This is a genomic window from Micromonospora sp. CP22 (genome assembly GCF_009712475.1).
GTDB lineage: Bacteria > Actinomycetota > Actinomycetes > Mycobacteriales > Micromonosporaceae > Micromonospora.
In genome coordinates this window covers 16,275-42,439 of sequence record NZ_VCJO01000018.1, presented here as the reverse complement: position 1 = coordinate 42,439, position 26,165 = coordinate 16,275, and the positions used below count along the sequence as shown (strand labels likewise).

Sequence of the window (26,165 nt, the reverse complement as noted above, 5' to 3'; positions counted from 1 at the left end):
ATTGCTGCTGGTACGGGAGAGGGGATTTGAACCCCCACGTCCTTTCGGACAATAGGACCTAAACCTATCGCGTCTGCCAAGTTCCGCCACTCCCGCTGGCCTGAGTGATTCTAGAGCGAACCCCGGCCGGGGCGAACCCGGCCTCCCTCGGGATGAGCCGGCCGTCGCGCCTTCCGGCCGAGACGACGGACGCGGCGCGACGACGACTCAGTCCAGGCCGAGGTCGCGGCGCAGCTTGGCGACGTGGCCGGTGGCCTTGACGTTGTAGAGCGCCCGTTCGATCCGGCCCTGCTCGTCGATGACGAAGGTGGAGCGGATCACGCCGGTGACGGTGCGGCCGTACATCTGCTTCTCGCCGTACGCGCCGTAGGCGGTCAACACCGTCTTGTCGGTGTCGGCGACCAGCGGAAAGGTGATCGCGTCCCGCTCGCGGAACTTCGCCAGCTTCTCCGGCTTGTCCGGCGAGATACCGACCACCTCGTATCCGGCGGCCTGCAACGAGGCCAACGAGTCGCGGAAGTCGCACGCCTGCTTGGTGCAGCCGGGAGTCATCGCGGCGGGGTAGGCGTACAGGATGATCTTGCGGCCGTGCAGGTCGGCAAGGGTGAGCTGCCCGCCGGTGTCGGTGGGCAGGCTGAATCCGGGCGCGGGGTCTCCGGGGGACAGGCGGGCGGGTGCGGTCATGACACGACCCTATCGCCGGGCGACTCCGGGTCGGTCGGCACGGCGTACCGATGTTGTTGCCAGCTCTTGGCAACAGCACAGTATGGGAAATAGGCTCACCCCTGCCGGCGGGCACGGGCTCGTCGACACGTGGGAGGTCACGTGGAAACCCTGGCGATGCACATCTCCAACGGCATCATCAACGGTCCGGTCGCCGCGGTCTTCGCGGTGATCGCCCTGGCCGCCATGGCGTACTGCGTCAGGCGGGGACGGCAGGACCTGGACGACCGGCTGGCGCCGATGGCCGGTCTGGTCGCCGCGTTCATCTTCGCCGTGCAGATGCTCAACTTTCCGATCTTCACCGCCGGGGTCAGCGGCCACCTGCTCGGCGGTGCCCTCGCCGCCATGCTGGTCGGGCCGTGGGTCGGCGCGCTCTGCGTCGCGGTGGTGCTCGTGGTGCAGGCGCTCGTCTTCGGCGACGGTGGGGTGGCCATGCTCGGGCTCAACATCACCAACATGGCCGTCATCGGCATCGTGGTGGCGTACCTGCTGATCGTCCTGCTGCTCCGGGTGCTGCCGCGCAACCCGGCCGGGTTGGCCGTCACCGCCTTCGTCTCCGCGCTGGTCAGCGTGGTCGTCGCGGCGATGGGCTTCGTGCTCCAGTACCAGCTCGGCGGCACCACCGATCTCGGCGGGAACCTGACCGGTCTGGCCTCCACCATGGCCGTGTCCCACCTGTTCATCGGCATCGGTGAAGGGCTGATCACCGCCACCACCGTGGTCACCGTGGCGAAGGTCCGACCCGATCTGGTGTATGCGCTGCGCGCCCGGAAACCGGCCGCGTCGGTGACCGTTCCGACCGTCGGAGGTGTCCGGTGAGGAAGTGGGGTTTCATCGTCGGCGGGCTCCTGGTCGCCCTGCTGCTGGCCGGTGTGGTCAGCAACTTCGCCTCGTCGCATCCGGACGGGCTGGACTCGTCGCTGCGGGAGGGCTGCACCTTCGACGCCAACGACGAGATCATCGGCGGTAGCTGCCCCGCGCAGCAGGCGCGGGAGCACGAGATCGGCGGACCGTTGGCCGACTACGGCATCGCGGGTGTGGACAACGACTTCCTCTCCACCGGGCTCTCCGGTGTCCTGGGTGTCCTGCTGACCTTCGCGGTGGCCGGTGGGGCGTTCTGGCTGGTCCGCCGCCGGGATCCGGTGTCGCAGGAGCAGACCGACACGCAACGCTTTGACCCGGCCACCACGAGCGGGGGGTAGGCGGCGGTGGGGGCCGGTCACGCCCACGTGCTGTACCGGTCGGCCGACTCGCCGGTGCACCGGCTGCCGCCGGAGGTCAAGATCGCCGCGATGGTGGCGTTCACGCTCGCCGTGGTCGCCACCCCGCGCGAGGCGCTCTGGGCCTTCGGCGCGTACGCGCTGCTGGTCGCCGCAGTCGCGGCGCTGGCCCGGGTGACCGCCCGCTGGCTGTTGCTGCGGTCGACCATCGAGCTGCCGTTCGTGCTGTTCGCCTTCGCCCTGCCCTTCCTCGGCGCGGGCGAACGGGTGGACGTGGCCGGTTGGCAGCTGTCGGTCGACGGTCTCTACGGCGCGTGGAACATCATCGCCAAGGGCACCCTCGGCGTGTGGGCGTCGCTGCTGCTGGCCGCGACGACCAGCACCCGTGACCTGATCGTCGGGCTGGACCGGCTGCGCTGCCCGCAGATCCTCACCCAGATCGCCACCTTCATGCTGCGCTACCTCGACGTGCTGGTCGGCGAGGCCCGACGGATGCGGCTCGCCCGGATCTCCCGGGGCGACGACCCGCGCTTCGTGTGGCAGTTGCGCGGCTTCGCCGCCGGCATCGGCGCGCTGTTCCTCCGCGCCTTCGAGCGCGGCGAGCGGGTCTACCTGGCGATGGTGTCGCGTGGCTACACCGGTCGGATGCCGCCGGTCTGGCAGGGCACGGCGACGGCGACGACCGGGCAGTGGCTGATCGCGGCCACCGTGCCGGTCATGGCCGCCACCGTCGCCGCCACGGCGGCCGTCCTGACATGATCGAAGCGTGCAGCCCACCCCACCGAGCCTGGACGTGCGTGGCGTCCGGTACGCCTACCCGGACGGCCATGTCGCACTGCACGGCATCGACCTGACGGTGGCCAAGGGCGAGCGGGTCGCACTGCTCGGCCCCAACGGTGCCGGCAAGACCACGCTGGTGCTGCACCTCAACGGCATCCTGACCCCCAGCGAGGGGCACGTCGTGGTCGGTGGCCTCGCCGTCGACCAGGACCGGGCGACGTTGGCGGAGATCCGCCGCCGGGTGGGCATCGTCTTCCAGGACCCCGACGACCAGCTCTTCCTGCCCACCGTCGCCGAGGACGTGGCGTTCGGGCCGGCCAACCTCGGGCTGCGCGGGCCGGAACTGGCCGCCCGGGTGGACGAGGCACTGGCCGCGGTCGGCATGTCCGGACACCGTGACCGGGCGCCGCACCACCTCTCCTTCGGCCAGCGTCGCCGGGTGGCGGTGGCCACCGTGCTCGCGATGCGCCCGGAGATCCTGGTCCTCGACGAACCGTCGTCCAACCTCGACCCGGCAGCCCGGCGGGAACTGGCCGACATCCTGCGTAGCCTGCCGGTGACCCTGCTGATGGTCACCCACGACCTGCCGTACGCGTTCGAACTCTGCGACCGCTCGGTCATCCTCGACGGCGGGCGGATCGTGGCCGACGGACCGACACCGGTCCTGCTCGACGACGAGGAGCTGCTCGCCCGTCACCGCCTCGAACTGCCCTACCCGTTCCGCCCGATCCGGGGACGAGCCCCGGCCGACGAGTAGCCCCCCACCGACGGCGCGGATCGGTAGCGGTCGTCGCTCAGGAGGTGCCGGCGGGCGCGCGCCGACCGGCGGCGTGCAGCCGCAGCAACGCGGCGGCCAGTGCCCCGGCCCCGCCCACCACGACGAGGACGACCAGGATCCGGGTGACGGTGGGCGGCCACGGCGTCGGAAGCACCGCACGGGCGAACCCGGCGACGTTCGGCACCCCGGCGAACAGGGCCAGGCAGGCACCGGCGAGCGCCACGACGAAGTCGGCGTGGGACCGCTCGGCGACCACCACCCGGGCACCGGCGACGATCGCGCCGACGCCGGTCACCAGAGTCCACAACGGTCCGGTCAGCAGCGCCGGCAGAACCGCGCCCCCCTCGGCCCCGCCGTCCAACGCCCGCCCGACGGCGAGCGCCACCGCGGCCACCCCGCCGACGGCGAGCACCCCGCCGATGGCGGCCAGCGCCCGCCGACCGGGGGCGGAGGCGGCCGGCAGCACTCCGAGCGCACCGACCGCCAGCGCCCCGACGACGGCACCCACCCACCAGGTGTACGCGTCCGGCGGCGGTACCCAGTCGAGGGTGCCCCGGATCTCCGAGGGCCCGTCCGCATGGCGGAGCGGCACCACCCAGTCGCGTACCCGGTGCTCGCGGTCGGGGGCGGCACGGACCTGGGCGGGCGGTTGTGCCTCGCGCCACAGCGCCCGCTGGTCGTGCCAACGTGCCGTCGTCCCGCTGTCCACCCGCCGCCATCGCGGCTCGGCGGCGGGATCGACCTCGGCCGGCAGGGCGGTGTCTCCGACGATCGTGCGGTTGAGGTACGTCGCCGGTGAACGGGTGTTCTCGTAGACCCCGTCCGGTCCCACCCGCAGGTACGGCTCACCCGAGTAGCCGATCACCTCTACGGGCGTGTCACCGGTGTTGGTCAGTTCCAGCCGGGCGCCCGCCTCGATCACCCGTACCCGCAGGTCGGTGCCGTCAGGGGTGACCCCGGTGACGGACACCCGGTAGTCCGTGCCGTTCGGCGCGTCCGCGCCGTGGGCGAGGGCGGGGGCGGCGGTCGCGAGGATCGCCGTGATCGTGCCGGTGAGCAGCAGCCCGGCCCGGGCGAGCGGTGTCACCTGCCGGCCGCCTCCACCGCCGCGGTGATGTTCTCCGGCGTCCAGTCCCGCACCGGCTCCCCGTCGACCAGGATGCTCGGCGTGCCGGTGATGCGGGCGCGGCTCGCCTCGTCGGTGACGTGCGCGGTCCACGACCGGTACCGTCCCTCGCGGACGCAGCTGCCGAACGCGTCGCGGTCCAGCCCGACCTCGGCACCGATGTCGATCAGCTCGTCGTTGCTGAGTCCGGCACCGCCCTCCGGTGGTTGCCGCTCGAACAGCGCCTTGCCGAACTCGGTGAATTTGCCGCCCTCGGCGGCGCAGCCGGACGCCGCCGACGACCGCGTCGAGTACTCGGTGCTGGAGTAGCGGTTGAGGTAGGCCACCGGGTGGTACACCACGCGGACCTTGCCGTCGTTGACGAGTTGCTCGATGGTGGCGCCGCTGGTCTGCTCGAACTGCTTGCAGGCCGGGCAGAGGTAGTCCTCGTAGATGTCGACGGTCACCGGCCCGGAACCGACCACGATGCCGGTGCCCGAGTCGTTGGCGCCCGGCGGGGCGGTGAAGTCGCCGGACTTCTGGCTCGACCAGACGCTCCAGCCGATCAGACCGGCGATGACCAGCACCAGCACCGCGCCCACCGAGATCCACAGAGTTCGCTTGCGGCGTCGCTCCCGGGCCAGCTGTTCCCTGACCACCCGGGCCGCGTCCTTGCGTCCCTTGCGACTACTCATCCTCGTCCTCCACCGGTTCGCCCGTCAGCGCGCCGTCAACGGAGACGGCGGTGCGGGGCCAGATCAGCAGGAACCCGGCCAATGCCAGGAAGCCGATGTCCCGGAGGATCTCCGGGAGGTAGCTGGGGGTCTCTCCGGCCGGCAGTTCGCCACCCACCCCGAAACAGCCGCAGTCGATGGCCAGCCCCCGCGACCAGGCCGAGGCGATGCCGGCGATGAAGACCAGCAGCAGCGCCGCGGAGACTCCGGCGACCAACCGGGTCGCCAGTCCGAGCACCAGCAGCACGCCCAGCGCCAACTCGACGAAGGGCAGCGCCGCGCCGACCGCCATCGCCACGTCGTACGGCAGGATCTGGTAGGCGTTCACCGCCCGACCGGAGGCGGCCAGGTCACCGACCTTCGACCAGCCGGCCCAGAGCCAGACGGCGGCCAACCCGAGCCGGACGGCGAGACCGAGCCAGGGACGCCAGGCGCGCGGGTTGCTGTTCATCCGGCCAACGCCTCACCGACCGCGTCGACGAGTTCGGCCCGAGCCCGAGCCACCCGGGAACGGATCGTGCCGACCGGCACCCCCTCCACCACGGCGGCCTCGGCGTACGACAGGCCGAGCAACTGGGTCAGCACGAACGCCGCGCGCCGCTCGGCGGTCAACCGGCGGACCAGGTCGGTGGCGCCGAGCTGACCGGCCGGGTCGGGGTGCGGCACGTCGGTGTGTGCGTGCGCGCTGAGCCGTTGGTCGAGTCGTCGGCGTCGTACCACGGTGCGGAGGTGGTCGGCGCAGGCCCGCCGGGCGATGCCGAGCAGCCAGGTGCGCGCGCTGGACCGGCCGGCGAAGCCGGGCAGCGCGCGGAACGCCCGCAGGTAGGTCTCCTGGGTGAGATCGTCGGCGCTGTCCGGATCGATCAGCGCTGCGGCGAAGCGCCACACCTCGGCCTGGGTGGCGCGCACGAAGGCGGCCTGGGCGGCCGGGTCGCCATCCCGAGCGGCCAGCGCCCACCGGGTGGCCGGGTCGACGGTCGGCTCCGCCGGAGTCGTCCGTCCCGGCTCCCCCTGTCGCGGCCCCCGGTGGCGACCGTCGGCACGGTCCGCGCCGACGGTCTCGGCGGCGGCGGAGGTGTTGCGCGGGGCGGGGATCACGACAACTGAGGTTACGCGGCGGCACGGTGAGCAGCAGGGTCCTTCGACCCTTCAATGGGGTGCACCACTCCGGGAACTTTTCCGTGCTGCCGGCCGACTATCTGCTCATGACTCCCGGCCCGGTGTTCGCGCGCTCGCGCTCGATCATGGGCAATCGCCGTCAATCGATGCATGTGACTCGCCTTGGGCGGGTGTCGTCGGCGACCATGGGCGTCATGACTGCCGTCCATCGCCGCCGTTTCGCCCGGCTGGCCGCGACCGCCGGCCTGTTGGTCACCGTCGTGGCCCTGCTGCTCGTCCCCGCCACCTCGGCCAGCGCCCACGCCGTGCTCTCCAGCAGCAGCCCGGCCGCCTCAGCCGTGGTGCCCGCCCCGCCCGCCGAGGTGGTGCTCACCTTCAGCGAGGCGGTACGCAAGGTGCCGGACCGGATCCGGGTGATCGCGCCGGACGGGTCTCGGGCGGACCGGGGTGAGCCCACCTTCGCCGGCAGCGTGGTCAACATCCCGGTCGACACCGACCGTGGCAACGGCACCTACCTGGTCACCTATCGGGTGATCTCCGCAGACAGCCACCCGGTCTCCGGCGCGTTCACCTACTCGGTGGGCGCACCCTCCGAGCCCCCGGTGGACAGCGGTGACGACGGGAAGGCCAACCCGGTGGTCGGCGCCGCGGTCAAGGTCGCCAAGTTCGTCGGCTACGCGGGGCTGCTGCTGGTCATCGGGTCCGCGCTGGTGCTCGCGCTGCTCTGGCCGCGCCGGCTGTCCCGGCGTGGACCGGCCCGGCTGGCCTGGACCGGCCTCGGGCTGGTGACGCTGGCCACGGTCGCGGCACTGCTGCTCCAGGTGCCCTACACCAACGGTGGCGGACTGTTCGACATCACCGGCGAAGGGTTGGGCCTGGTGCTCGGCAGCGCCTTCGGCGCCGCCCACCTGGTCCGTCTCGGTCTGCTGGCCGCGACGGCGTTGCTGCTCCGGCCGCTGCTGGCCGGGCCGGTCGGCCGGACGGATCTGGTGATCCTCGGTGTCCTCGCCGCCGGAGCGCTGGTCACGTGGCCGTTGTCCGGGCATCCGGCCGCCTCGCCCGCCCCGGCGGTGTCGGTGCTGGTCGACACGGTGCACCTGGGCGGCATGGCCGTCTGGCTGGGTGGGTTGATGATGCTCGCGGTGTTCCTGCTGCGCCGGGCCGACGAGCGGGAACTCGGGGCGATCCTGCCGATCTGGTCACGGTGGGCGGCCCTGGCCGTCTCCGCGCTGCTGCTTGCCGGCACCGTCCAGGCGCTGATCGAGGTGGCCACCCCGGCGGCGCTGGTGAACACCACGTACGGGCGGCTGGTCCTGGCCAAGATCGGTCTCTTCGCGCTGGTCATCGGGGTTGCCGCCTACTCTCGCCACCTGGTACGCACCCGCGTCGCGGCCAGCCGACCGGCCCCGGTACGCCGGGCGATCTGGGCCGAGCTGGCGATCACCGCGATCGTGCTGGGCGTGTCGGCGACCCTGGTCCAGACGACTCCCGCCCGAAGCGTGGCCACCGACGTGGCCGCCACCGACAGCGGTTACTTCAGCACCACGGCGACCAGCTCGCTCTACTCCATGCAGATCGAGGTGTCACCGGCACGCCGGGGCAACAACTCGGTGCACCTGTACGCGTACACGCTGGACAACCAGCCGCAGCCGGTCGTCGAGTGGCAGGTCACCGTGGCCCTGCCGGCGGCCGGGATCGAGCCCATCCAGGTGCCGCTGCTGCCGCTCACCGACAACCACGCCACCGGAGAGATCAGTCTGCCCGCAGCGGGGGAGTGGGAACTGCGGGTCACCGCACGTACCACCGAGATCGACCAGGCCACGGTGACCGCCACCGTGCCCATCCGATAAGAAAGGTTCCATCGATGCTCCGTCACCGGCGTTTCGTAGCCACCGCCGCCGCCCTGACGCTCGGCGCCGTCGCCACCGCCGTGTTCGGCTTCGTGGCCCCGGCCTCGGCACACGTCACGGTCAACCCGAGGGAGGCGCAACAGGGCGGCTACGGACGGTTCGCCTTCCGGGTACCGAACGAGAGCGACACCGCGTCGACCACCAAGCTGGAGGTCTTCCTGCCGGAGAACGCACCGGTCGGCTCGGTGTCGACCATGCCGGTGCCCGGCTGGACGGTGAACGTGGAGAAGCGACAGGTCGACCCGCCGGTGCAGGTGCACGGCAGCGAGATCACCGAGGTGGTATCGAAGATCACCTGGACCGCCGACGAGGGAGCGGCCATCGCCCCCGGCACCTTCCAGGAGTTCCCGGTCTCCCTGGGCCCGCTGCCCGAGGTCGACCAGATGGTCTTCAAGTCGTTGCAGACCTACTCCGACGGTGAGGTGGTCCGCTGGATCGACGAGCCGCAGTCCGGCGGCGAGGAGCCGGCCGCACCGGCGCCGGTGCTCACCCTCACCGCAGCCTCCGACACGCCGACGGAGGAGCCGACCGGCCAGTCCGGCGAGGCGGCCTCCGACGACGGTGACGCCGACGGCAACGGCCTGGCCGTCGGCCTCGGCATCGCCGGGTTGATCGCCGGACTCGGTGGGCTGGTGCTCGGCGGGCTGGCCTTCGCCCGTACCCGCCGCGCCGGCGGTGCGGCCACGAGCGACCCGGCGGCGACCTCCTGAGCGTCATCGCCCCGCAGGCCCGTCGGGTGATCCCGGCGGGCCTGCCCGCTTTCTGGGCCGCTGCCGTGGATATCCGCTGATCAGCAGGTCGGCGTGGGTAAGGTCGGCCGGGTATCTGGCTACAGAGGGGAACAGGGCGCATGCGTTTCGTGTGGACGCTGACCGGAATGCTGCTGCTGACCGTCGGCACCTGCGCGCTGCTCGGCGCGGCCGTGCTCGGTCTGCTGACCGGTCACGCCGACCCCGGCGGCGCGTTCACCGCCCGCTTCGAGACGGTGCAGACACCGGGCCACGCGGTGGTGGTGGGTGACCTCGACACCCTGGTACGACAGGAGGTGCCGTTCGCCCGGGGCGGGCAGGCCCGGCTGCGGCTGGACGCCCGGACGCCCGACGGACCGGCCTTCGTCGGGCTGGCCCCGGCGGAGGAGGCGCAGCAGTGGCTGACCGGCGCGCCGCACGCGGCGGTGCTGCGGGTGTCGCTGGCCCGGGGCCCGCTGCCGGTCCGGCTGGAGCAGGTCACCCCGGCCGACGGGACACCGCCGAGCGTCCCGGCCGCGCCGGTCGCGCAGACCTTCTGGGTACGCGCCGGGTACGGGGTGATCGAGTGGAGCCCCGACGAGTTGGCCGGGCAGCGGCTGAGCCTGGTGCTGATGCGGCCCGACGGCGCGGCCGGAGTCACCCTCGACCTGCGCGCGGAACTCCGTGCCGGCTGGATCGCCCCGGCCACCTGGGGCTCGCTCACCGGTGGCACGCTGCTGGTCGTCCTCGCCGCGCTGGTGCTGCTGCGGCCGATCCGCCCCCGCGAGGTGGTCTTCGTGGTCGAGCCGGACCAGGTGCCGGTGCTCGCGGGGCGACTCGGGGTCAGCTCGCTCACCGGCCTGGGCGCCCCGACGCCACCCGGCCCCCGCCGGGTTCCCGAGCGTCAACTCGTCTCGGTGGCGGCACCGGCCGCGCCGAACCGCCCCGCGATCGGCCCCCGCCCGGCCAGCCTCGCCGAGATCCCGACCCCCACGGCCCCTCGCCCGCTACGCCCTCCGACCCCACCCCGCTGACCCGGCGCGCCTGCCAGCGCGGCGGGCTGAGGCGCGGAGACGGTGCGGGCGGCCCTCCGCGCTGCCGACGCGGAGGGCCGCCCTTCACCGGGGGTATCGGTGTACGTGGGGTTTTTGGTAACCCTGGGGCTAGATTACCGTCGAATGGGAGTCTCGGGAAGTGTGTCCGACTTTGTGGGCTGCCGCCGGAGTGCCTCGGACGCGGCCCCGCACCGGCAGGACCACCAGCAACACCAGGCAGAGCCACACGTACGCGTTGCGGAGCAGGAACTCCCACGGGCTGTCGGTGGGCGACGGCTTGATGCCCCAGTCGTAGAAGGACACCACCCCGTACACGATGATCGCCGTGACGCCGACGGCGAGGGTGACCAGCCGGCGGCGTCGGCGCGCCCCCGCGACGGTGCGTGGGTCGGTGCCCAACGCCGCGTCCAGCAGGATCACCACCGCCGGGATGAACCAGTAGATGTGGTGCGTCCAGGTGATCGGGCTGATCAACGCCGCCACCAGCCCGGTCAGGGTCAGCCCGGTCAGCGCGTCCCCGGCCTGCGACGCCCGGACCGCCCGCCACAGGCCGTACCCGGTGACCACCGCGACCAGCAGCAGCCAGAGCAGCCGACTCGGCTCCTCCGGGGCGGTGAGTCGGCTCAGCAGCCCGAACAGCGACTGGTTGCCGGTGTAGTCGGTGCGGCCGACCCGATCGGTGGCCCACAACTCGTGCGTCCAGAACCGCCACGAGTCACCGGGCGCGACCGCCGCGGCGAACAGGGTCGCCCCGGCCGCCGTCGCCCCGGCCACCACCGCCGCCCGCCACCGCCGGGTGGCCAGCAGGTAGACCACGAAGATGGCCGGGAACAGCTTGAGCGCCGCCGCCAACCCGATCCCCACCCCGGCCCAACGGCTGTCCCGGGGTACGGCGAACAGCAGGTCGGCCAGGATCAACACCACCAACAGCATGTTGATCTGCCCGAAGGTGATCGTCTCCCGGGTGCTCTCCACGCCGAGTACCAGCAGCACACCCACCACGAGGGTGAACAGGTGCGGCAGGCGGTGCCGACGGATCACCGGGTCCAGCAGCCACTTCGTGGTGACCACCACGCCGAGCAGCGTCAGCCCGGTGAAGATCGCCACGGTGGCGCCCAGCTTCAACCAGGAGAACGGCAACAGCAGCAGCGCGGCGAACGGGGGATAGGTGAAGAACAACTCGCCTTGCACCCGGTCCGGCTGGGCGTAGTCGTAGAGCGGGTTGCCGGCCGCCCACCAGTCCATGGCGGCCATGTAGATCTTCAGGTCGAAGAAATTGTGAATGGTCCCGGGCAGGTAGAGGGCCGGAAGGACCGCCGCCAACGCCACCGCTCCCACGACCCGACGAGCCGTACGGCTACCCGGATCGTCCAGGTCGACGCTGGGTGGTGTGGCAGGTTCGGCGGGCACGGGGAAGACCCTAGCGCTCGGTGACCGTGGCGGCGCGCAGCCACGAGACTTGGGCTGCGCGTAGGCTGTTGCGATGGCTGATCTTCTCGTCTGGATCGACTGTGAGATGACCGGGCTCGACCTTCGGGGCGACAAGCTGATCGAGGTCGCCGCACTGGTCACCGATCCCGATCTCAACGTGCTCGGCGACGGTGTCGACGTGGTGATCCACGCCGACGACGCCGCGCTCGACGCGATGCCCGAGATCGTGCGGACGATGCACGGCAAGTCGGGACTGACAGAAGAGGTACGCCGCTCCACGGTCACCCTCGCCGAGGCCGAGGAGCGGGTGCTCGAATACGTCACCCGCCACGTCAAGGACCCGCGTACCGCCCCGCTCTGCGGCAACTCGATCGCCACCGACCGTGGCTTCATCGCCCGGGACATGCCCCGCCTCGACGCCCACCTGCACTACCGCATGATCGACGTCTCCTCGATCAAGGAGCTGTGCCGCCGCTGGTACCCCCGCGTGTACTTCGGCCAGCCGCAGAAGGGCCTGGCACACCGGGCCCTGGCCGACATCCGGGAGAGCATTCGCGAGCTGGAGTACTACCGGCGCACCATCTTCGTGCCCCTGCCCGGGCCCGACGTGGAGAGCGCCAAGGCGATCGCCGGAGAACTCTGACTGACAGGTCGTCCGGGGCCGTGCTGGCGTGCTCACGTCGCCGCGTCGCGGCCCGGCGGCAACCCGCTGGACGGGGTCGCCCGTGGTGGGGGTATGATTTCAGCGCACCCGCCCCGGGCGTTCGACCGGGCGCGGCGTCATGGTGGCTGTAGCTCAGTTGGCAGAGCACCGGGTTGTGGTCCCGGTTGTCGTGGGTTCAATTCCCATCAGTCACCCCAATGATCAGGCCCCCTCCGCGGAGGGGGCCTGAGTCGTATTCCGGCCGGTAGTGGAGGCGACGGCGGCCTCCCAACAGGGAAGACCGCCGTCGCGGGTGCTCAGGTGATCGGGGTGTCGCCCGCCGAGACGTCCGGGTCGATCTCGTCGGTCTGGTCGGCTTCCTCGGGCTCGTCGGCTTCCTCGGGCTCCGCCGGCTCGTACGGCAGGGCGCTGCCCTTGACGTACTCCTCCCAGCTGAGGTTCCAGTCGGTCCAGCCGTTGCCGTTGGCCAGCTTACGCTCGGTGCCCTTGACGATGATCGGGTCGCCGACCTTCGTGTTGTTGAACAGCCAGGCGCCGTTGGCCATGGAGACGTTCACGCAGCCGTGCGAGACGTTGGTCGTGCCCTGCTGCCCCTCCGACCAGGGCGCCGCGTGGATGAACTCGCCACCCCAGGTGAGCCGCTGCGCGTAGTCGATCTTCGTCCGGTAGCCGTCCTCGGGGCCCAGTTCGTCGTACGTGTCGAAGACGGTCTTGCGCAGCTTCTCCATCACCACCATGGTGCCGCTGGAGGACGGGGTGCTCTTCTTGCCCAGACTCACCGGGATCGTCTTGATCGTCTCGCCGTCCCGGGTCACGGTCATCCGCTTGGTCCGGTTGTCCACCGTCATGAGCAGCTTCCGCCCGATGGTGATGTCCACCGTCAGGTCGGCCCGGCCGTACCACCCGTCGCCGAGCGGCAGCCCGCCGGCCTGCACCCGGTACGACACCTTGCTACCGGCCTGCCAGAACTCCTTCGGCCGGTACCGGACCTCGGTGGGGCTGACCCAGTGCCAGATGCCCTCCTGGGCCGGCTGGGAGGTCACCGTCATCCGGCGTTGCAGCTCGGCGCGGTACTGCTCCGGAATGGCCCGACCGAACTTCACGATGAGCGGCATGGCCACCCCGACCGTCTGGTCGTCACCGAGGAAGCTGCTGATGCGTACCTGCTTGGCGGGCTTCTTCATCACGGTGAAATCGCTGGTCGCGGTCGCCGGAAGGCCGTCGTCGCCGGTCGCCGTGACGGTGGCGGTGTACGAGGTGCCGTAGGTCAACGCCTTCGACGGCAGCCAACTGCGGCCGTCGTCGGCGAGGGTGCCCTCGACCTCCTCGCCCTCGGCGTCGGTCAGCTTGACCGTGACGTCCTCGGCCTGCTCCGTGGTGAAGGCGATCGCCGCCGACGCCGGCACGTCCTTGGCGCCCGCCGCCGGCTCGCTGATGCTCACCGACGCCTTCGCGGCCGGCTGATCGGCGCCGTCCTGCCAGCCCGGCCCCTTGTCGCCACCCTTCCCGCCGCCGGTGCAGGCGGAGGTCAGCGCCAACGTCACGGCGAGCAGGCCCGCGACGATCACCCTCTGCCGGTTGCGCTGGTCCCGAACTCGCATCGTGTCCTCACAGTCGTGGTCCGCTGCCCGTCCACATCACTGACGCATCAACTCACGTACCCGTTGCGGCGAGTGAACCGAAACACGTGGAGCGGGATGTCCGGATAGTGACATACTTTGTCCGGTTATATAGCCGGACCTGCGCCACCGTCCGGAACTGGCAGCGCACTGCCCTTGACGAACTCCGACCAGCTCAGGTTCCACGCGGTCCAACCATTACCCGCCGCCAGCTTGCGCTCGGTGCCGGTGATGGTGATCGGATCGCCGATCTTCGTACGCTTGAAGAGCCAGCGCGCGTTCGCCATCGAGACGTTCACGCAGCCGTGGGAGACATTCTCCCGCCCTTGGACGTGCTCTGACCAGGGTGCCGCGTGGATGTACTCGCCACCCCAGGTGAGACGCTGGGCGAACTGGATGTCGGTGACGTACCGGTTCGCCGGGTCCGGGTCGTCCATCGTGTCGAAGACGGTGGCTTCCTTCTTCTCCATCACCACGAGCGTGCCACTGGACGACGGGGTCTTCTTCTTGCCCAGGCTGACCGGCAGCGTCTTGATCAGCTGTCCGTCCTGGTACACCCGCATCTGCTTGTCTGAGTTGGTCACCTTCATCTCGAACGCGGAGCCGATCTTCGCAGTGGCGTTGCGGTCGACGTTGCCGTACCGGCCGTTGCTCAGCGGAATGCCGGCCAGCGCGATGCGTACGGTGATCTTGGTCCCGGCCTTCCAGTACTCCGGGGCGCGGTAGTACGCCTGCGTGCCGTTGCTCACCCAGTGCCAGGCACCCGGCTGCGGCGGATCCGTCTGCACGAACATCCGCTTCTGCACCTTGGCCCGGTCCTTCTTCGGGATGCCCGGGTGGAACTCCGCCACCACCGGCATCGCCACCCCGTACGTCCGGTCGTCGAACAGGTACAACCCCGAGGTGATCATCGAATTCGGCTTGGCCATCGTGGTGAACGTGCTCGTTCCCTCGCTGACCGAGCCGTCCGGCCTCGTTGCGGACACGGTGGCGGTGTAGCGGGTCGACCACTTCAGCGGCGCCGACGGCACCCAGGACGATCCATCCGTACGCAGCTTGCCCTTGACCGACTTGCCGTCCTCGCTCTTCAGCGTGACCTGCGACACCTGACCACCGTCCGGCAGCTTCGCGCCGATCTCCACGCTGACCGGCCGGTTCTTCGCCCCGTCGGCAGGAGTCACCGCCAGCGGCGGGCCGCTCGGCACCTGCGGTGTGTCCGACGTCCCCGCATCCGTCGGGCCAGCCTGCTGGCCCGGCACGAACTCGGCCGCCGCCCGCTTCTCACCGCAACCCGACAATGCCAGCGACGCCACCAGCCCGAAGGCGCCCAACAACGCCCCGGCCCGCGCGAACCTGCCCATCCCCACCCCTGTCGTTGCGCACTTGGCGGACATCGTGCCGTATCGCTGTCGTCCGGCATCACCTCGGTCCCACCCTTTGCGAACGGTTTTCGTCAGATGTCCGGAAAGCTCGACCGAAGGGAGGACCCGGGGATCGGATTGGAACCCGGTTCAGGGTGCGTGCTAAGGTTCTCCCCGTTGTCAGCGAGCGCCGCTAGCTCAACTGGCAGAGCAGCGGACTCTTAATCCGCGGGTTCGGGGTTCGAGTCCCTGGCGGCGCACAGGCGATCAAGGCCCTGGCCTGGTGGTTCACACCGGGCCGGGGCCTTTTTCGTGTACGTGGGTGGTGGGTGGTCGCTCGGTGGGTGCTCGGGAGCCGTTGGACCGGGCCGGGGTTGCTGGGACATGTGGTTGTTCCGTGGACGACTGCCCTCATGGTCATCTCTGAGGTGGCCAGCCTGCATCGGGCCGTGGTCATTGGAGCATCCGCCAGTCCGGGCGTCGATGCGCTTCCTTTGAGCATCCACGCGGGGCCGGTCGTCGCCGATTACGCTGGCGGCGTGGGGGGACAGCCTCGGGTTCGTGTGCAGGGGGATCTCTATCACCCGGTGGTACCACCGGGTGCCGTGTACGTGGGGCGGCAGGGGTTCGGGTTGCGGCGTTCTCCTTGGGCCAATCCGTTTAGCCTGCGGAAGCATGATCGGGCGGAGGCGTTACGCCTCTATCGGCAGTGGCTTGTGGGGCAGCCGGCCCTTGTTGACCGGGCGCGTCGGGAACTCGCGGGGAAGCAGTTGGCGTGCTGGTGTCGGGTCGAGGATGCGTGCCATGCCGACGTGCTGGCCGACGTCATTAGTTGACGTGCAGCCGGTACCGGGCGGTGGGCCGTCTCGGTGCGTAGACGCCGCCGATGCTGAAGGACTGCGGTCTTGCCGCTTGGTTGCCTACGTAGAAGGCGACGTCGCGGTCGGCGGCGCAGAGCTGGGTGAGAAACCTGTTCTTCAGCTGCTCCTCGGCCTCCGGGTCGGTGAGCTGGCCCAGGCGACGTTGTAGGGCGACGAACTCCCAGTCCCAGAGTGTCTGCTGGTGACCGCGGCACTGACGGTCCGCGCAGCGGTAGCGGTAGGCGCCGGTGAAGCGTGGTGCTTGAAGCGGGCTGCGTTTCGCCGGTTCCAGTAGGTCGAGCTGGTTGAGGTAGCCAGTGATCTTCCTGCGATCCTCCGCCGACCATCCGGGATGTCGCTTGACCTGCAGAGCCGAGATGTCGGCCACGCGAATCAGTGCGATCGATCGTGCGCTCGGGTCGTCGCGGGCCTGTTTGTTGAGCCGGCACATGGAGTCTTCGACGAGTGGATCGAGGAGGTTTCGACGCGACTGCCGACTGGCGAGGTGCCGTTCGGTGGTGATGGTGTCCACGATCGGCTTCCAGCTCTCGCGTCGCTGGTCTTGCCTGGCTGGCAGTGCGTCGACGTAGATGATGTCGTACTTGTGGAACTTGCCGTCGTCGTCGAGGTCTCGATAGTGGACCGGGTAGAGGCGAATCCAGCCCGTCCAGGGTGGGTCTATGCCCAGTGCCCCGACGCAGACCGTCTCCCCGTACCGCGCGGAGGGGTTGGGTGCCGCTTTCACCGTGATCAGGAGGCGCAGTTTTGCTGGTCGTGCCAGGACTGGCTTCGGCCTCGGCTCTTCGTCGGTGCTCGGTCCCCACAACGGAAGCTGTTCCAACGGAACCACCCACATTGCTCAACGCAGCTGAACATGCACTGTTAGTTACATAGACAGTCTCACATCTGGGGATCTGGCGCTAGCCGGCCGGGGGCGAAGGCGGCTGCCCAGCCGAACGCTGGCGCGGAGAGTCCTCCTGAATTGATCACTTTCAGTAACCACTGTCTCGGTGGGTGGCGCTTCATCGCCGAGCCGGGAAGGCGTGCGTCAGGCGTTTCTGGCGATCGGTACCGCAGTGCGGTGCACTCCGTGGAGATCAACTTTTGGTGGCCCGGTTTAACCGCTTCGCTTCCTTCGTCCTCAGCTCTTCGGCTGATTCATTGAACAGTGATCTCCAAAATCGGCCCAAAACCACGGTTTGGGTATGTGGGTGCTCGCACGGCTCGCCGACGCCTGGCCCAACGGCCCACGGCGGGCGCTGTCTCCGGCCACGGCGGTCCCAACTTCCGATCTCCCGGTCAAAGCATCGATCACTCTCTGTTGCAGCTGTGGGAAACAGGATGTCGGACCGCCGGGGCTCGGAGGGATCATCAGGGGATGGGCGACCAGGGTGCCGCGCGGCGGTTGTCCCCGCGGCGGTGGCGGATCCTGTCGTACCTGGCGCAGCACGGTTCCGCGTCGACGCTGGACGTGGCGCTCGTCTGTGCGGTGTCGCGGCTGACGGCCCACCGCGACCTGGTGTGGCTGCACGAGGCGGGGCTGGTGCGCCGTGAACGCTCGCCGGAGGACCGGACCCACACCTGGTGGTACGAGGTCACGGCCGAGGGGACGGAGGTGCTCCGCCGCGCCCTGACGGCGTCGGGGCGGCCGGTTCCGCTGCGGTTGGGTCAGCGGCCCTCCGGCAGGGCGGATGCCCTGCTGTTCCTGCCGTTGATCGAGGTGTCGCGGCGCAACCCGGGGCGGTGCGAGCTGTTCCAGTGGCTGGCGACGATGGAGACCTCGTCATGGTTGCGCCAGCACGACCTCGCGCAGTTGCGGGCCGATGGCTACGGCATATGGCTGCAGGACGGGCGGTGCCTGCGGTTCCTGGTACACGTCGACCGTGGCCCGGTCGGCGACGTTGTCGCTGAGCATGAGCGGCCGGCGTCAGGGCTGGGTGGACTGTTGGCCGGCTACCGGCGTGCGGACCGGCTGGTGGCGGTCGGGGCGGTTCTGCTGATCGCGCAGGACGCCGAGCGGGAGGAACGACTGCAGGCCGACCTGTTTCGTGGGCCGCTGCCGAACGCTGTCGCCACGACCACACGGCAGCTGTTGTATCGCCACTGGCCGGACGAGCAGGTGTGGCAGGTGCCGGGCGAAGGCGGCAGGCGTTGCCTCGTCGAGGTCGGATACTGACCGCACCCCTTCGGGATGCCTTGGCCGCCGCCAGCCCTCTGGTCCTGACGAGGTCAGCGGCGTGGTGCTGGAGTCAGCGGCGTCCTGCTGCCCTGCTAGCCCTACGCTGGCGGCATGAGGGAACCAGCGCGGACCGGACCTGGTAGGTGCTGATGAACCGGCATGCAGAGGCACCTGCCGAGGCGATCCCTGACGCGATCCGGGCTGATGTGGAGACGCTGTGGCGCTACCACGACATGCGTCACGAGTTGCGCCCGTGCGACGTGGGGATCGGATTGGGCAGTCATGACCTCGGGGTGGCTGTCATCGCGACGCGCTTGTTTCACGAGGGCCTGTTCCCCAGGATCGTGTTCACCGGCGCGAACGCCCCGACGACCGTCGAGCGTTTTCCGCGTGGAGAAGCAGTGCACTACCGCGAGTACGCCATCGAGCAGGGCGTACCCGGGGAAGCGATTCTCGTGGAGCCGCGTGCCACGAACACCGCTCAGAACCTGGAGTACTCGCGTCAGCTCCTGACCGAACACCAGATTCCGGTGAAGTCGGTGCTGATCATGTCGCGGCCCTACCAACAGCGTCGGGCCTACGCCACCTGCAGGCTGATCTGGCCGGAGGTCGATGTGGTGTGCGCCTCGAATCCACTAAAACTGGACGACTACGTGCGCAGCATTGGCGACCCGCGGCGGGTGGTGGACATGCTGGTCGGCGACACGCAGCGGATCGAGGTGTACGCCGAGCGCGGGTTCGCGATCCCGCAGGAGATGCCGGACGAGGTGCGGGCGGCCTTCGAGCGCCTGGTGGCAGTCGGCTACACGAGCCGGTTGATCTGAGCCCAGCTACCAGCGCGGTCCTCCCGTCCGGACGCCCATCCGGTCGCTGAGTTCGACGGCCAGTCGTGGTGGCCGGGGGCGGGTGAGGATGTCCCGGACGAGGTCGCGGGAGAGCTGGTGGTAGCGCACCTGGTCGGGCCCGAGGGTCTCGGCGTCTAGGAGCGCAGCGAGCGCGTCGTCGATGCGGTTCCATCGGGCGAGGGCTCGGGCGGTTTCGATGGCGTGTCGAACCTGCCGCTCGACGGGCACGGTGCTGGTGTCGAGTGGGGCGCCGATGGCGATGGCGCGTTGCACGTCGCCGAGTTCCATCGCCACGGTCGTCTTGTGGATCGACACGTTGGTCGGCCCGAACGCGGTCCACACGTGGTTGCCGTCGGCGCCGAGCCGCTGTGCGGCGGTATCGGCCTCGGTGATGTGGGTGTCGGCGGAGGCGCGGTCGTCGTCTCGGGCGGCGGCGAGCGCGCAGACGAGGTGCAGGCTGCCGTAGACCGACAGCAGCTGCGGAGTCGGCCTGACGAGCCGGGGTTCCAGGAACCGCGCCGCCGTGGCGGCGAGGCCCAGGGCTTGGGCGTACTCGCCGATGGAGGCGAGCGAGTGCGCGGCGGAGCGGCTAAGTGAGCCGATGACGACGTGGTCGTGGCTGGCGTTGGCGGCGGCCAAGCCTCGGCTGGCGGCGGTCCACGCGAGGTCACCTTCGCCCAGCTTGGTGAGGAACAACGCGGCGAGCTGGTGGGCGTATGCGGTCATCGCGTGCGCGCGCTGGCCGTCGTCTCCGTCGTACGCCTCGGTGGCGGTGAGGCAGTCGTGGATGAGGTAGGGCAGTCGGCGGGCAAGGGTGCCGTACCGCGAGTGCTGGTAGGCGGTCCAGATCTCGGCGACGTCGTTCTCGATCTCGCGCAGGGCGGGTGCCTCGACGTCTCCCGTGCTGGCAAGCGCCGGCGCGAGGTGACGATAGTCGTGAAGCGCGGCCCGCAAGGCGGGGATGGTCTCGCGTCCGGAGTCGTCCGACCACTCGAACAGGCTCGGGGCGCCGATCAGGTCGCCGAGGGACACGTCGAGGGCCTTGGCGATCGCGCGTATGACCGACAGCCGGTCCAGGTCGGCCCGGTTCGTCTCGACCTTGCGTAACCACTCCTGCGTCTTGCCGACCAGACCGGCCAGAACCTCCTGGGAGAGCCCTCGCCGACGCCGGTAGAAGGCGACGCGCTGGCCGATCGTCATGTCGTCCGTCATCCCTCGCACACCATCACCCTGCCCGCTGAAGGCCGCCGGACCCGGTACGGATTTTCCCGGTCCTCCGGACGGACCGCCCCTACGTTCAGTTCACCCCGGATCACCGGCGTGTGTCGATGCCGGTGTCAGGGATGACTGACAGGGAGCTGCAGATGGAGGGATCGATGAGCGGCGCACCACACCACGGCTTGGGCCGCTGGCTCGGCCCTTCCGGGAGCGAACTGTCTCGGCGCTTTCCCCGCCTGCGTACCGCCATGAGGGCTGCGCGGGTGGGTGATCGGCGGTCTGCTCCCAGCCGCCGTGGTGCGGCGGCGGGCTCGCCATTCCCCCGGCGAGCCCGCCGCTCATCGTCCCTGGTGGGGGTGGCGGCATGACGGTGTACGTCTCGCGTAACGCCATGGCCAGCCAGTCCCGGCACCCCGAGCCCAGGTGGACGGCCTCGCCGGGGCAGGTGTGGCCTGCTGACCCGCCGCTTCTCACCTTCGTGTGGCGTCGGTTGTTCGAGCAGCAAGCCCGCGAAGGCGGTCGCCGGTGACCGGGCCGCAACGCCGTCTCGCGGCGAACCGGCTCGCGCCAGTCGAGGTGGAACACTTGCCGATGCGCCCGCTGTGGCTGTGCCGCCGGTGCGGGCAGCCGTGGCCCTGCGGCGCGGCGAAGCTCGCGCTCCTGGCCGAGTACCGCGAAGCGCCGGTGAGCCTGTTCCTCTACCTGGCCAGCTGCCTGCACGACGCGATCGACGACCTGCACCGGCTCAACCCGAGCGTCACGGGCACCGCTGCCGACATGTTCGACCGGTTCCTCGGCTGGCCCGCCGGCCACACCCACGCCTACCGCGTCAGTACCCCCACGGACTTCAGCATCGAAGAGGCCCCCTCGTGAACGGCATCGGCCTCATCAACGCCACCGGCCAGCCGGCGATCGCCGGCAGCTTCCACACCCTGGTCGTGCAGCCAACGACCTTCTGCAACCTCGACTGCACCTACTGCTACCTGCCCGACCGGAGATCCCTGCGCCTGATGAGCGGCGCGGTCGCGCAGGCCTGCGTCGAGTCGATCGCCCAGCAGAACAGCGGTCACCCCGTGAGTGTCGTGTGGCACGGGGGCGAACCCACCGCCACACCCATAGGGCTCTTCCGGGGCCTGCTGGCCCCGTTCGAGGAGCTGCGGCGTGCGGGGATGGTGCGTCACGAGATCCAAACCAACGGCACCCTGATCAACCGACAGTGGTGCGAGCTGTTCACCGCTTACGGGTTCGAGGTCGGGGTCAGCATCGACGGACCGGGCGCGTTGAACCGGAACCGCCTCGACCGGGCCGGCAACCCGACGGACGCCCGAACCCTGCGCGGCATGCAGACCCTGGCCGACGCAGGGGTGCCGTACTCGGTGATCTGTGTGGTCACCCCGGAAACCATCGACGATGCGGGAGCCCTCGTCGACTTCTTCACCGGCCTGCCCGGCTGTCAGTCGGTGGGCTTCAACATCGAAGAGCAGGAGGGCGCCGACCGGGCACCGGTGTCGGAGGATGCGGCGTACCGGTTCTGGCAGCAACTCATCAAACGTCGCGTCGGCGGCAACCCGCTGCGGATCCGCGACGTGGACCGGCTGGCCGACTATCTCGCCGCCACCCGAGCCGGACACGTAGACCACGCGCCGTACGAGCCGATTCCGACCGTCTCCTGGGACGGGCAAGTGGTCCTGCTGTCACCGGAGCTGCTCGGCATCACCGAGCCGCGATACGGCGACTTCATCGCCGGCAACGTCCTCCATCAGCCCATCACCGCCATGCTCGCCCGCGCCAGCGACCTGGAGTACGTCGCCGAATTCGTAACGGCCCTCAACGACTGCGCCGACCGCTGCGCCTTCTACGACTTCTGCCGGGGCGCCCAGGCCGGCAACCGCTACTTCGAGCACGCCACGTTTACCGCCCGAGAAACGACCTACTGCCGGACCACCCGACAGGCCCTCGTCCGCTCCGCCGCGGACCACCTCACCCCTTACGGAGGAGCACCATGACCAACGCACTCGCGGTCCTCGTTCACGCCGCACCCGAGCAACTCGCCCGCCTCGGCGTCGACCCGCAGCGGTCGATAGCGTCGATCGACGCGGCGAAGTTCGACAACCGCCCCACCTGGGACAACAAGGGTAAGTTCGACAGTCGACCCGGCTGGGACAACTGGAACAAGAAGAAGTAGCCGCCCCCACCACGGGGACGCGCGGGGTGGCGTGCCCACCCCGCGCCCGCACAGGTTGAGGACACATGCGCACCAGCACGATCGGCGACGTGAAGGTCCTGTTGCCGGACCTCGAACCGGACGACCTCGACACCACGACGGACTTGGCCGACAGCCTCACCGAGGTCCTGGTTGAGGGCGCAGCGTGGCGCGGCGTGCACCTTGAAGACCTCAGCATCCGCAGCAGCCTGATCACCGGTGTGGACCTGAGCGAGAGCACGTGGGAAGCCGGCAGCCTCTACGGCTGCGAGATCACCCGGACTGACTTCTCCGGCACGACCCTGACCGGCATCACCATCGAACGGTGCGCGATCACCGGCTCCCGGTTCACCGGCACCAGACTCACCGACGTACGCCTCAAGGACGTCCTGTTCGACGGCTGCCGCTTCGACTACGCCACCTTCCAACGCGTCACCGCCGCCAGCTCGGTCGCCTTCACCGACTGCACTCTCACCAACGGCGCGTGGTCATCCTGCCGACTACCGCGCATCGCGCTGCGGTCGTGTGACCTCGCCGGTCTGGAACTGGACTCCTGCCACCTCGACGGCACCGACCTGCGGGGCAGCCGCCTCCAGGGCCTCAAGACGCCCCTGGATAACCTGCGCGGCGTCACCCTCGGCGATGACCAACTTCCTGACCTCACCCAGCTGACCGTCGCCGCCCTCGACCTCACCGTCCGCAACGACTGAAGCAGAGGATGCATCGTGGTCGCTGAACCCACCGGCAGCCCGGACACGATCCTCGTCTGCATCCGGGGCAACTCCGGCTCGGGCAAGAGCAGCATTGCCCGCGAGCTACGACGCCGGCACGGCCGGGGCTGTGCCCTGGTCGAGCAGGACTACCTACGCCGCATCCTGCTGCGCGAACGGGACCTGCCCGGCGGCGCCGCACCCGCCCTTATCGCGCAGACGGCTCGGTTCGCTCTCGACCACGGCTACCACGTGGTCTTGGAAGGCATCATGCACACCAGCCGCTACCGCAGCTTGCTGACCGCCCTGCGGGACGACCACCGCGGCCGGTCGCTGTTCTGCTACCTCGACGTGTCCCTGCCCGAGACCCTGCGCCGGCACCTCACCCGCCCGCAGGTCAGAGAGTTCACCGCCGAGCACATGAGCGGTTGGTACGCCACCCACGACGTCCTGGGCTGGCAGGGCGAACTCGTCCTACCCGAGACCACCGGACTGAACGAGGCGGTCGACGCCATTGCGGCTGCCGCTGGGCTACCCCAGAACGGACGCGACGACGACCTGCTACTGAACCTTCCGTCCCCGTAGAGCAGCTCCGACGGCTACCGGTGTCGCCGCTCCGGCGCACCGTCCCCAACGTCGGTGAGGGCCAGGCAGCCGGCCCAGCACGGCGACTGCCACGGAATGCAGGTCGCCCTACCGTGCTCGCCTGAGCCAGCTCTCGATGACCGCAAAGTCGTGCTTGGTCATCCCGCGACGGCGATCGACCCGGTGCAGCAGGGCCGGACTTGGGTGATGAGTCGACACCCACCGCTGGTCGGCGTGGGAGATCTCGTCGTCGACCCAAACGAAAGGGCGTCCCTGCGCCCATTCGACCAGCCCACGGCTCTTCCAGTGCAGGACGCCCACCTCGTCGGAGTCGGGCCAGTCCACGACGGGCAGAGGCGGCAGCCCGAGCAGGGGTGCGAGCACGTGGTTCGCGTCGCTCATCCAGGTCGTCGCCCACACCAGATCGCACGGCAGGGCCTTCCAGCAGGCGGCCGTGTTCCGGATCGACCTTGTGCAGCAAGAGATGGGCGTCGGCCGGTAGAGCCGGCGCCTCGGGGTGGCCATGCGACATGCCCGGCCCGGCCGCCGCGGGTGTGCCGAACGGGATGAGGGTGCCGTCCACGTCGAGGAACAGCAAGGGACGCGGTGCAGGGGCGGACATGACCGCGAGAGGCTAGCCCTCACCCCGCCAACGGCTACCTCCGCGCGCTTGCCCCAAGGCCATTCGTTTCGCTGCTGCTCCCAGCGGCGGGCAGTCACGCGCCGCTGACCCCGACCCCCACCGCGGCAGGGGCGGTGCCGGGATGCCTCTCACCGGCCTTTCCGCTTCGGCGGCGCTGTGGTGACCGGCCCACGCCATCAGCACTACATACATCCACACCTCAACCAAGGAGTTCTCGTGCTTCCGTCGACACCTTCAACGACTGCCGTAGGCATTGGCAGTGACGAGTTCCGGCTTGATCCCCGTTCGGAAGTCGGGCTTGGCGTCAGCGTTGACGTCAGTCTTCAGCCGGACCCCCGAACCGACCCCCTACTTCTTCTCACACTGCAGGTCAGCTCGTCTGTCAGCGTCGTCGGCTTGTCCTGCGACAGACCCTGCCTGGTCTCGGGTCTCTCCCCCTGGGGCTGGCATTCCCTACTGGGGAAGGAGGTGGAAGCCGGTGGATGATCCGGTCCTCCGCGTCCAGTCCCAGCTGACCGGCCGTGACCGTGTGCTGTTGGGCTGGTTGTACGACCACGGCGTGTTGACGTCGTTCCAGATCGCGAATGCACTGTTCCCATCCCTCGATTTCTGCCAGCGGCGGCTGCGGACCCTGCACCGGCTGCGCCTCGTCGCCCGGTTCCGCCCCCAGCGGGCCGACGGCGGCTCGTACCCGTACCACTACGTCATCGACCAACTCGGCGCCGAGGTCGTCGCCGCCAGCCGCGACGAACGCCCACCCCGGCGGGACCACGCCCGGGTAGAGCGGCGGCGCTGGACCTCGACCCGCAGCCTCACTCACCGCCTCGGGGTGAACGGCTTCTTCACCGACCTGGCCGGACACGCCCGCACCCACCCGGGCACCGGCCTGGTGGAGTGGCTGCCGGAGGCGGTGTGCCAGCACGCCGGGACGTTCACCAGCCGGAGCGATCCGGGGCTGGTGCGGGCGTATCAGCCGCGGGTCCGCCCGGACGGCTACGGCCGGTGGGTCGAGAACGGTGTCGAGGTGCCGTTCTTCGTCGAGTACGACACCGGCGCCGAGCAGCTGTCGATCCTGGCCGGCAAGGTGGACGGCTATCAGGAGCTGTTCGGCACGCTCGAGCGGGCGTGGCCGGTGCTGTTCTGGCTGCCCTCGGCCGCCCGCGAGCGCAACCTACGCCGCGTGCTGGCCGACGTGCCGCTGTCGGTGCCGGTCGCCACCGGGGCCAGCGACCACGCCGCGACGGCCGGCCTGGGCCCAGCGGAGGCGGTGTGGGCCGTGGCCGGCGGGGAAGGGCAGCGGCTGCGGCTAGCGGATCTCGCCGGGTACTCCGTCGACGCCTCCAGCGGGGCGGGTGAGGCGGCGTGATCGGCGACGGCACGACGGCGGCGGACAGTACCTCCGCTGCGGAGCGGACAGCGAGGTTCGGCGTCTGTCACGGATCTGTCGTGAGCGGCTCGGCCGGTGCTGACAGATCCGTGAGAGCACCGGACGTCCGGCCAGACCGCGTCCCGGTCCCGCGTCCGCGGTGGGGCGTCCGCGTCCAGCGTCCGGACCCCGTCCAGATGGTTATCCGACGTCGGGTCGGTCCGCTACTCGGTCCTGCCGCCTACCGCTGGCGGACGGACCGGAACCCCGGTCCGGGTCGAGGAGGTGATCGGCCACGACAGCACCGACCTCTGACCCGGACACCAGTC

28 protein-coding genes, 3 tRNA genes and 1 pseudogene are annotated in these 26,165 nt (G+C 70.1%); 20 read left to right on the top strand and 12 right to left on the bottom strand.

The window, feature by feature from the left end; all coding sequences use genetic code 11:
• Positions 1-8: 8 nt before the first annotated feature.
• Together FF096_RS22370 and bcp are read right to left on the bottom strand one after the other, a co-directional pair.
• Positions 9-96 (bottom strand) — tRNA-Leu (locus tag FF096_RS22370).
• A 111-nt stretch (positions 97-207) separates the two neighbouring features.
• Complete coding sequence (gene bcp, locus FF096_RS22365; RefSeq protein ID WP_155221514.1) at positions 208-684, bottom strand: thioredoxin-dependent thiol peroxidase; 477 nt, start codon at positions 682-684, stop codon at positions 208-210.
• 141 nt (positions 685-825) lie between these two features.
• Between bcp and FF096_RS22360 the strand changes: the two genes are divergently transcribed.
• Genes FF096_RS22360 through FF096_RS22345 form a run of 4 tightly spaced genes read left to right on the top strand, consistent with a single transcriptional unit; the run spans position 826 to position 3,480 of the window.
• On the top strand, positions 826-1,542 hold the full coding sequence (locus FF096_RS22360) for an energy-coupling factor ABC transporter permease (RefSeq protein WP_309223771.1): 717 nt from the start codon (positions 826-828) through the stop codon (positions 1,540-1,542).
• Complete coding sequence (locus tag FF096_RS22355) at positions 1,539-1,925, top strand: PDGLE domain-containing protein (protein WP_309223770.1); 387 nt, start codon at positions 1,539-1,541, stop codon at positions 1,923-1,925. Before FF096_RS22360 ends, FF096_RS22355 begins: the two co-directional genes overlap by 4 nt.
• 6 nt (positions 1,926-1,931) lie before the next feature.
• A complete protein-coding gene (gene cbiQ, locus FF096_RS22350; RefSeq protein WP_309223769.1) occupies positions 1,932-2,702 on the top strand; it encodes a cobalt ECF transporter T component CbiQ in 771 nt (256 codons plus the stop codon).
• Between the two features lie 7 nt (positions 2,703-2,709).
• Complete coding sequence (locus tag FF096_RS22345) at positions 2,710-3,480, top strand: ABC transporter ATP-binding protein (protein WP_309223768.1); 771 nt, start codon at positions 2,710-2,712, stop codon at positions 3,478-3,480.
• 37 nt (positions 3,481-3,517) lie between these two features.
• Here the strand turns inward: FF096_RS22345 and FF096_RS22340 are convergent, their stop codons facing one another.
• From FF096_RS22340 to FF096_RS22325, 4 genes are read right to left on the bottom strand one after another with little or no spacing between them, the layout of a single operon-like run.
• On the bottom strand, positions 3,518-4,588 hold the full coding sequence (locus tag FF096_RS22340; protein WP_309223767.1) for a hypothetical protein: 1,071 nt from the start codon (positions 4,586-4,588) through the stop codon (positions 3,518-3,520).
• Positions 4,585-5,301 (bottom strand): thioredoxin domain-containing protein, encoded by a 717-nt coding sequence (locus tag FF096_RS22335; RefSeq protein ID WP_155221513.1) that lies wholly within the window; start codon positions 5,299-5,301, stop codon positions 4,585-4,587. Before FF096_RS22335 ends, FF096_RS22340 begins: the two co-directional genes overlap by 4 nt.
• Complete coding sequence (locus FF096_RS22330) at positions 5,294-5,791, bottom strand: MauE/DoxX family redox-associated membrane protein (protein WP_155221512.1); 498 nt, start codon at positions 5,789-5,791, stop codon at positions 5,294-5,296. Before FF096_RS22330 ends, FF096_RS22335 begins: the two co-directional genes overlap by 8 nt.
• Entirely contained in the window at positions 5,788-6,291 is a 504-nt protein-coding gene (locus FF096_RS22325; RefSeq protein ID WP_155221549.1) for a sigma-70 family RNA polymerase sigma factor, read from the bottom strand. The genes FF096_RS22330 and FF096_RS22325 overlap by 4 nt, the downstream gene beginning before the upstream one ends.
• A 362-nt stretch (positions 6,292-6,653) precedes the next feature.
• On the opposite strand from FF096_RS22325, the gene FF096_RS22320 reads away from it, so the two are divergent.
• The 3 genes from FF096_RS22320 to FF096_RS27555 all read left to right on the top strand — a co-directional run bounded on the left by FF096_RS22320 (position 6,654) and on the right by FF096_RS27555 (position 10,131).
• Positions 6,654-8,309, top strand: coding sequence for a copper resistance CopC/CopD family protein (locus tag FF096_RS22320; RefSeq protein ID WP_375335372.1), 1,656 nt, complete (start codon positions 6,654-6,656; stop codon positions 8,307-8,309).
• A gap of 14 nt (positions 8,310-8,323) precedes the next feature.
• The gene (locus FF096_RS22315; RefSeq protein ID WP_155221510.1) at positions 8,324-9,079 is read left to right on the top strand and encodes a YcnI family protein; all 756 of its coding nucleotides are present in this window, start codon (positions 8,324-8,326) and stop codon (positions 9,077-9,079) included.
• A 140-nt stretch (positions 9,080-9,219) separates the two neighbouring features.
• Positions 9,220-10,131, top strand: a complete 912-nt coding sequence (locus FF096_RS27555; protein ID WP_155221509.1) for a hypothetical protein — start codon at positions 9,220-9,222, stop codon at positions 10,129-10,131.
• 129 nt (positions 10,132-10,260) lie between these two features.
• Here the strand turns inward: FF096_RS27555 and FF096_RS22305 are convergent, their stop codons facing one another.
• Positions 10,261-11,562 (bottom strand): glycosyltransferase 87 family protein, encoded by a 1,302-nt coding sequence (locus tag FF096_RS22305; protein WP_375335371.1) that lies wholly within the window; start codon positions 11,560-11,562, stop codon positions 10,261-10,263.
• A 73-nt stretch (positions 11,563-11,635) separates the two neighbouring features.
• Here FF096_RS22305 and orn point away from each other — a divergent pair, with 73 nt between their 5' ends.
• Together orn and FF096_RS22295 are read left to right on the top strand one after the other, a co-directional pair.
• Positions 11,636-12,226 carry an oligoribonuclease gene (orn, locus tag FF096_RS22300; RefSeq protein WP_155221508.1) on the top strand — a complete coding sequence of 197 codons (591 nt, stop codon included), beginning with the start codon at positions 11,636-11,638 and terminating at the stop codon, positions 12,224-12,226.
• Positions 12,227-12,368: 142 nt separating this feature from the next.
• A tRNA-His gene (locus tag FF096_RS22295) sits at positions 12,369-12,444 on the top strand.
• A 99-nt stretch (positions 12,445-12,543) separates the two neighbouring features.
• On the opposite strand, the gene FF096_RS22290 is transcribed toward FF096_RS22295, so the two are convergent.
• Together FF096_RS22290 and FF096_RS22285 are read right to left on the bottom strand one after the other, a co-directional pair.
• Positions 12,544-13,848 carry an Ig-like domain-containing protein gene (locus FF096_RS22290; protein WP_155221507.1) on the bottom strand — a complete coding sequence of 435 codons (1,305 nt, stop codon included), beginning with the start codon at positions 13,846-13,848 and terminating at the stop codon, positions 12,544-12,546.
• A 125-nt stretch (positions 13,849-13,973) separates the two neighbouring features.
• On the bottom strand, positions 13,974-15,227 hold the full coding sequence (locus FF096_RS22285; protein WP_155221506.1) for an Ig-like domain-containing protein: 1,254 nt from the start codon (positions 15,225-15,227) through the stop codon (positions 13,974-13,976).
• Between the two features lie 187 nt (positions 15,228-15,414).
• On the opposite strand from FF096_RS22285, the gene FF096_RS22280 reads away from it, so the two are divergent.
• Both FF096_RS22280 and FF096_RS22275 read left to right on the top strand, forming a co-directional pair.
• Positions 15,415-15,487, top strand: a tRNA-Lys gene (locus FF096_RS22280).
• A gap of 153 nt (positions 15,488-15,640) precedes the next feature.
• Positions 15,641-16,063, top strand: a complete 423-nt coding sequence (locus tag FF096_RS22275) for a DUF4326 domain-containing protein (protein ID WP_155221505.1) — start codon at positions 15,641-15,643, stop codon at positions 16,061-16,063.
• On the opposite strand, the gene FF096_RS22270 is transcribed toward FF096_RS22275, so the two are convergent.
• A complete protein-coding gene (locus tag FF096_RS22270; protein ID WP_155221504.1) occupies positions 16,056-16,943 on the bottom strand; it encodes a hypothetical protein in 888 nt (295 codons plus the stop codon). The genes FF096_RS22275 and FF096_RS22270 overlap by 8 nt on opposite strands.
• Positions 16,944-17,465: 522 nt before the next feature.
• Here FF096_RS22270 and FF096_RS22265 point away from each other — a divergent pair.
• Both FF096_RS22265 and FF096_RS22260 read left to right on the top strand, forming a co-directional pair.
• Positions 17,466-18,263 carry a DeoR family transcriptional regulator gene (locus FF096_RS22265; RefSeq protein ID WP_155221503.1) on the top strand — a complete coding sequence of 266 codons (798 nt, stop codon included), beginning with the start codon at positions 17,466-17,468 and terminating at the stop codon, positions 18,261-18,263.
• Positions 18,264-18,409: 146 nt separating this feature from the next.
• Complete coding sequence (locus FF096_RS22260) at positions 18,410-19,090, top strand: YdcF family protein (RefSeq protein WP_309223766.1); 681 nt, start codon at positions 18,410-18,412, stop codon at positions 19,088-19,090.
• Between the two features lie 6 nt (positions 19,091-19,096).
• Here the strand turns inward: FF096_RS22260 and FF096_RS22255 are convergent, their stop codons facing one another.
• Positions 19,097-20,323: a helix-turn-helix domain-containing protein gene (locus FF096_RS22255; protein ID WP_196222612.1), complete on the bottom strand. Its 1,227-nt coding sequence runs from the start codon at positions 20,321-20,323 to the stop codon at positions 19,097-19,099.
• Positions 20,324-20,693: 370 nt separating this feature from the next.
• On the opposite strand from FF096_RS22255, the gene amcA (FF096_RS26405) reads away from it, so the two are divergent.
• The 6 genes from amcA (FF096_RS26405) (at position 20,694) to FF096_RS22230 (ending at position 23,827) form a co-directional block, all read left to right on the top strand.
• The gene (gene amcA / locus FF096_RS26405; RefSeq protein WP_196222611.1) at positions 20,694-20,858 is read left to right on the top strand and encodes a multiple cyclophane-containing RiPP AmcA; all 165 of its coding nucleotides are present in this window, start codon (positions 20,694-20,696) and stop codon (positions 20,856-20,858) included.
• Positions 20,855-21,202: a hypothetical protein gene (locus tag FF096_RS22250; RefSeq protein WP_309223765.1), complete on the top strand. Its 348-nt coding sequence runs from the start codon at positions 20,855-20,857 to the stop codon at positions 21,200-21,202. The genes amcA (FF096_RS26405) and FF096_RS22250 overlap by 4 nt, the downstream gene beginning before the upstream one ends.
• On the top strand, positions 21,199-22,335 hold the full coding sequence (gene amcB, locus FF096_RS22245) for a cyclophane-forming radical SAM peptide maturase AmcB (RefSeq protein ID WP_309223764.1): 1,137 nt from the start codon (positions 21,199-21,201) through the stop codon (positions 22,333-22,335). Before FF096_RS22250 ends, amcB begins: the two co-directional genes overlap by 4 nt.
• Complete coding sequence (gene amcA, locus FF096_RS22240) at positions 22,332-22,514, top strand: multiple cyclophane-containing RiPP AmcA (protein WP_155221502.1); 183 nt, start codon at positions 22,332-22,334, stop codon at positions 22,512-22,514. Before amcB ends, amcA (FF096_RS22240) begins: the two co-directional genes overlap by 4 nt.
• Before the next feature lie 65 nt (positions 22,515-22,579).
• Complete coding sequence (locus tag FF096_RS22235) at positions 22,580-23,242, top strand: pentapeptide repeat-containing protein (RefSeq protein WP_155221501.1); 663 nt, start codon at positions 22,580-22,582, stop codon at positions 23,240-23,242.
• Positions 23,243-23,257: 15 nt separating this feature from the next.
• Entirely contained in the window at positions 23,258-23,827 is a 570-nt protein-coding gene (locus FF096_RS22230; RefSeq protein WP_309223763.1) for a kinase, read from the top strand.
• Between the two features lie 108 nt (positions 23,828-23,935).
• On the opposite strand, the pseudogene FF096_RS27550 reads toward FF096_RS22230, so the two are convergent.
• A pseudogene (locus FF096_RS27550) lies at positions 23,936-24,425 on the bottom strand (HAD domain-containing protein).
• A gap of 523 nt (positions 24,426-24,948) precedes the next feature.
• On the opposite strand from FF096_RS27550, the gene FF096_RS22220 reads away from it, so the two are divergent.
• Positions 24,949-25,836, top strand: coding sequence for a replication-relaxation family protein (locus FF096_RS22220; RefSeq protein ID WP_309223762.1), 888 nt, complete (start codon positions 24,949-24,951; stop codon positions 25,834-25,836).
• Positions 25,837-26,165: the final 329 nt, after the last annotated feature.

Coding starts and splice junctions, on each gene's coding strand:
- FF096_RS22320 (WP_375335372.1), top strand. CDS start 6,654: ATGACTGCCGTCCATCGCCGCCGTTTCGCCCGGCTGGCCGCGACCGCC.
- FF096_RS22330 (WP_155221512.1), bottom strand. CDS start 5,791: ATGAACAGCAACCCGCGCGCCTGGCGTCCCTGGCTCGGTCTCGCCGTC.
- FF096_RS22275 (WP_155221505.1), top strand. CDS start 15,641: ATGGTCATCTCTGAGGTGGCCAGCCTGCATCGGGCCGTGGTCATTGGA.
- FF096_RS22265 (WP_155221503.1), top strand. CDS start 17,466: ATGGGCGACCAGGGTGCCGCGCGGCGGTTGTCCCCGCGGCGGTGGCGG.
- FF096_RS22270 (WP_155221504.1), bottom strand. CDS start 16,943: ATGTGGGTGGTTCCGTTGGAACAGCTTCCGTTGTGGGGACCGAGCACC.
- FF096_RS22290 (WP_155221507.1), bottom strand. CDS start 13,848: ATGCGAGTTCGGGACCAGCGCAACCGGCAGAGGGTGATCGTCGCGGGC.
- FF096_RS22335 (WP_155221513.1), bottom strand. CDS start 5,301: ATGAGTAGTCGCAAGGGACGCAAGGACGCGGCCCGGGTGGTCAGGGAA.
- amcA (WP_196222611.1), top strand. CDS start 20,694: ATGACGGTGTACGTCTCGCGTAACGCCATGGCCAGCCAGTCCCGGCAC.
- FF096_RS22285 (WP_155221506.1), bottom strand. CDS start 15,227: ATGGGCAGGTTCGCGCGGGCCGGGGCGTTGTTGGGCGCCTTCGGGCTG.
- FF096_RS22235 (WP_155221501.1), top strand. CDS start 22,580: ATGCGCACCAGCACGATCGGCGACGTGAAGGTCCTGTTGCCGGACCTC.
- FF096_RS22255 (WP_196222612.1), bottom strand. CDS start 20,323: ATGACGGACGACATGACGATCGGCCAGCGCGTCGCCTTCTACCGGCGT.
- FF096_RS27555 (WP_155221509.1), top strand. CDS start 9,220: ATGCGTTTCGTGTGGACGCTGACCGGAATGCTGCTGCTGACCGTCGGC.
- orn (WP_155221508.1), top strand. CDS start 11,636: ATGGCTGATCTTCTCGTCTGGATCGACTGTGAGATGACCGGGCTCGAC.
- bcp (WP_155221514.1), bottom strand. CDS start 684: ATGACCGCACCCGCCCGCCTGTCCCCCGGAGACCCCGCGCCCGGATTC.
- amcA (WP_155221502.1), top strand. CDS start 22,332: ATGACCAACGCACTCGCGGTCCTCGTTCACGCCGCACCCGAGCAACTC.
- FF096_RS22315 (WP_155221510.1), top strand. CDS start 8,324: ATGCTCCGTCACCGGCGTTTCGTAGCCACCGCCGCCGCCCTGACGCTC.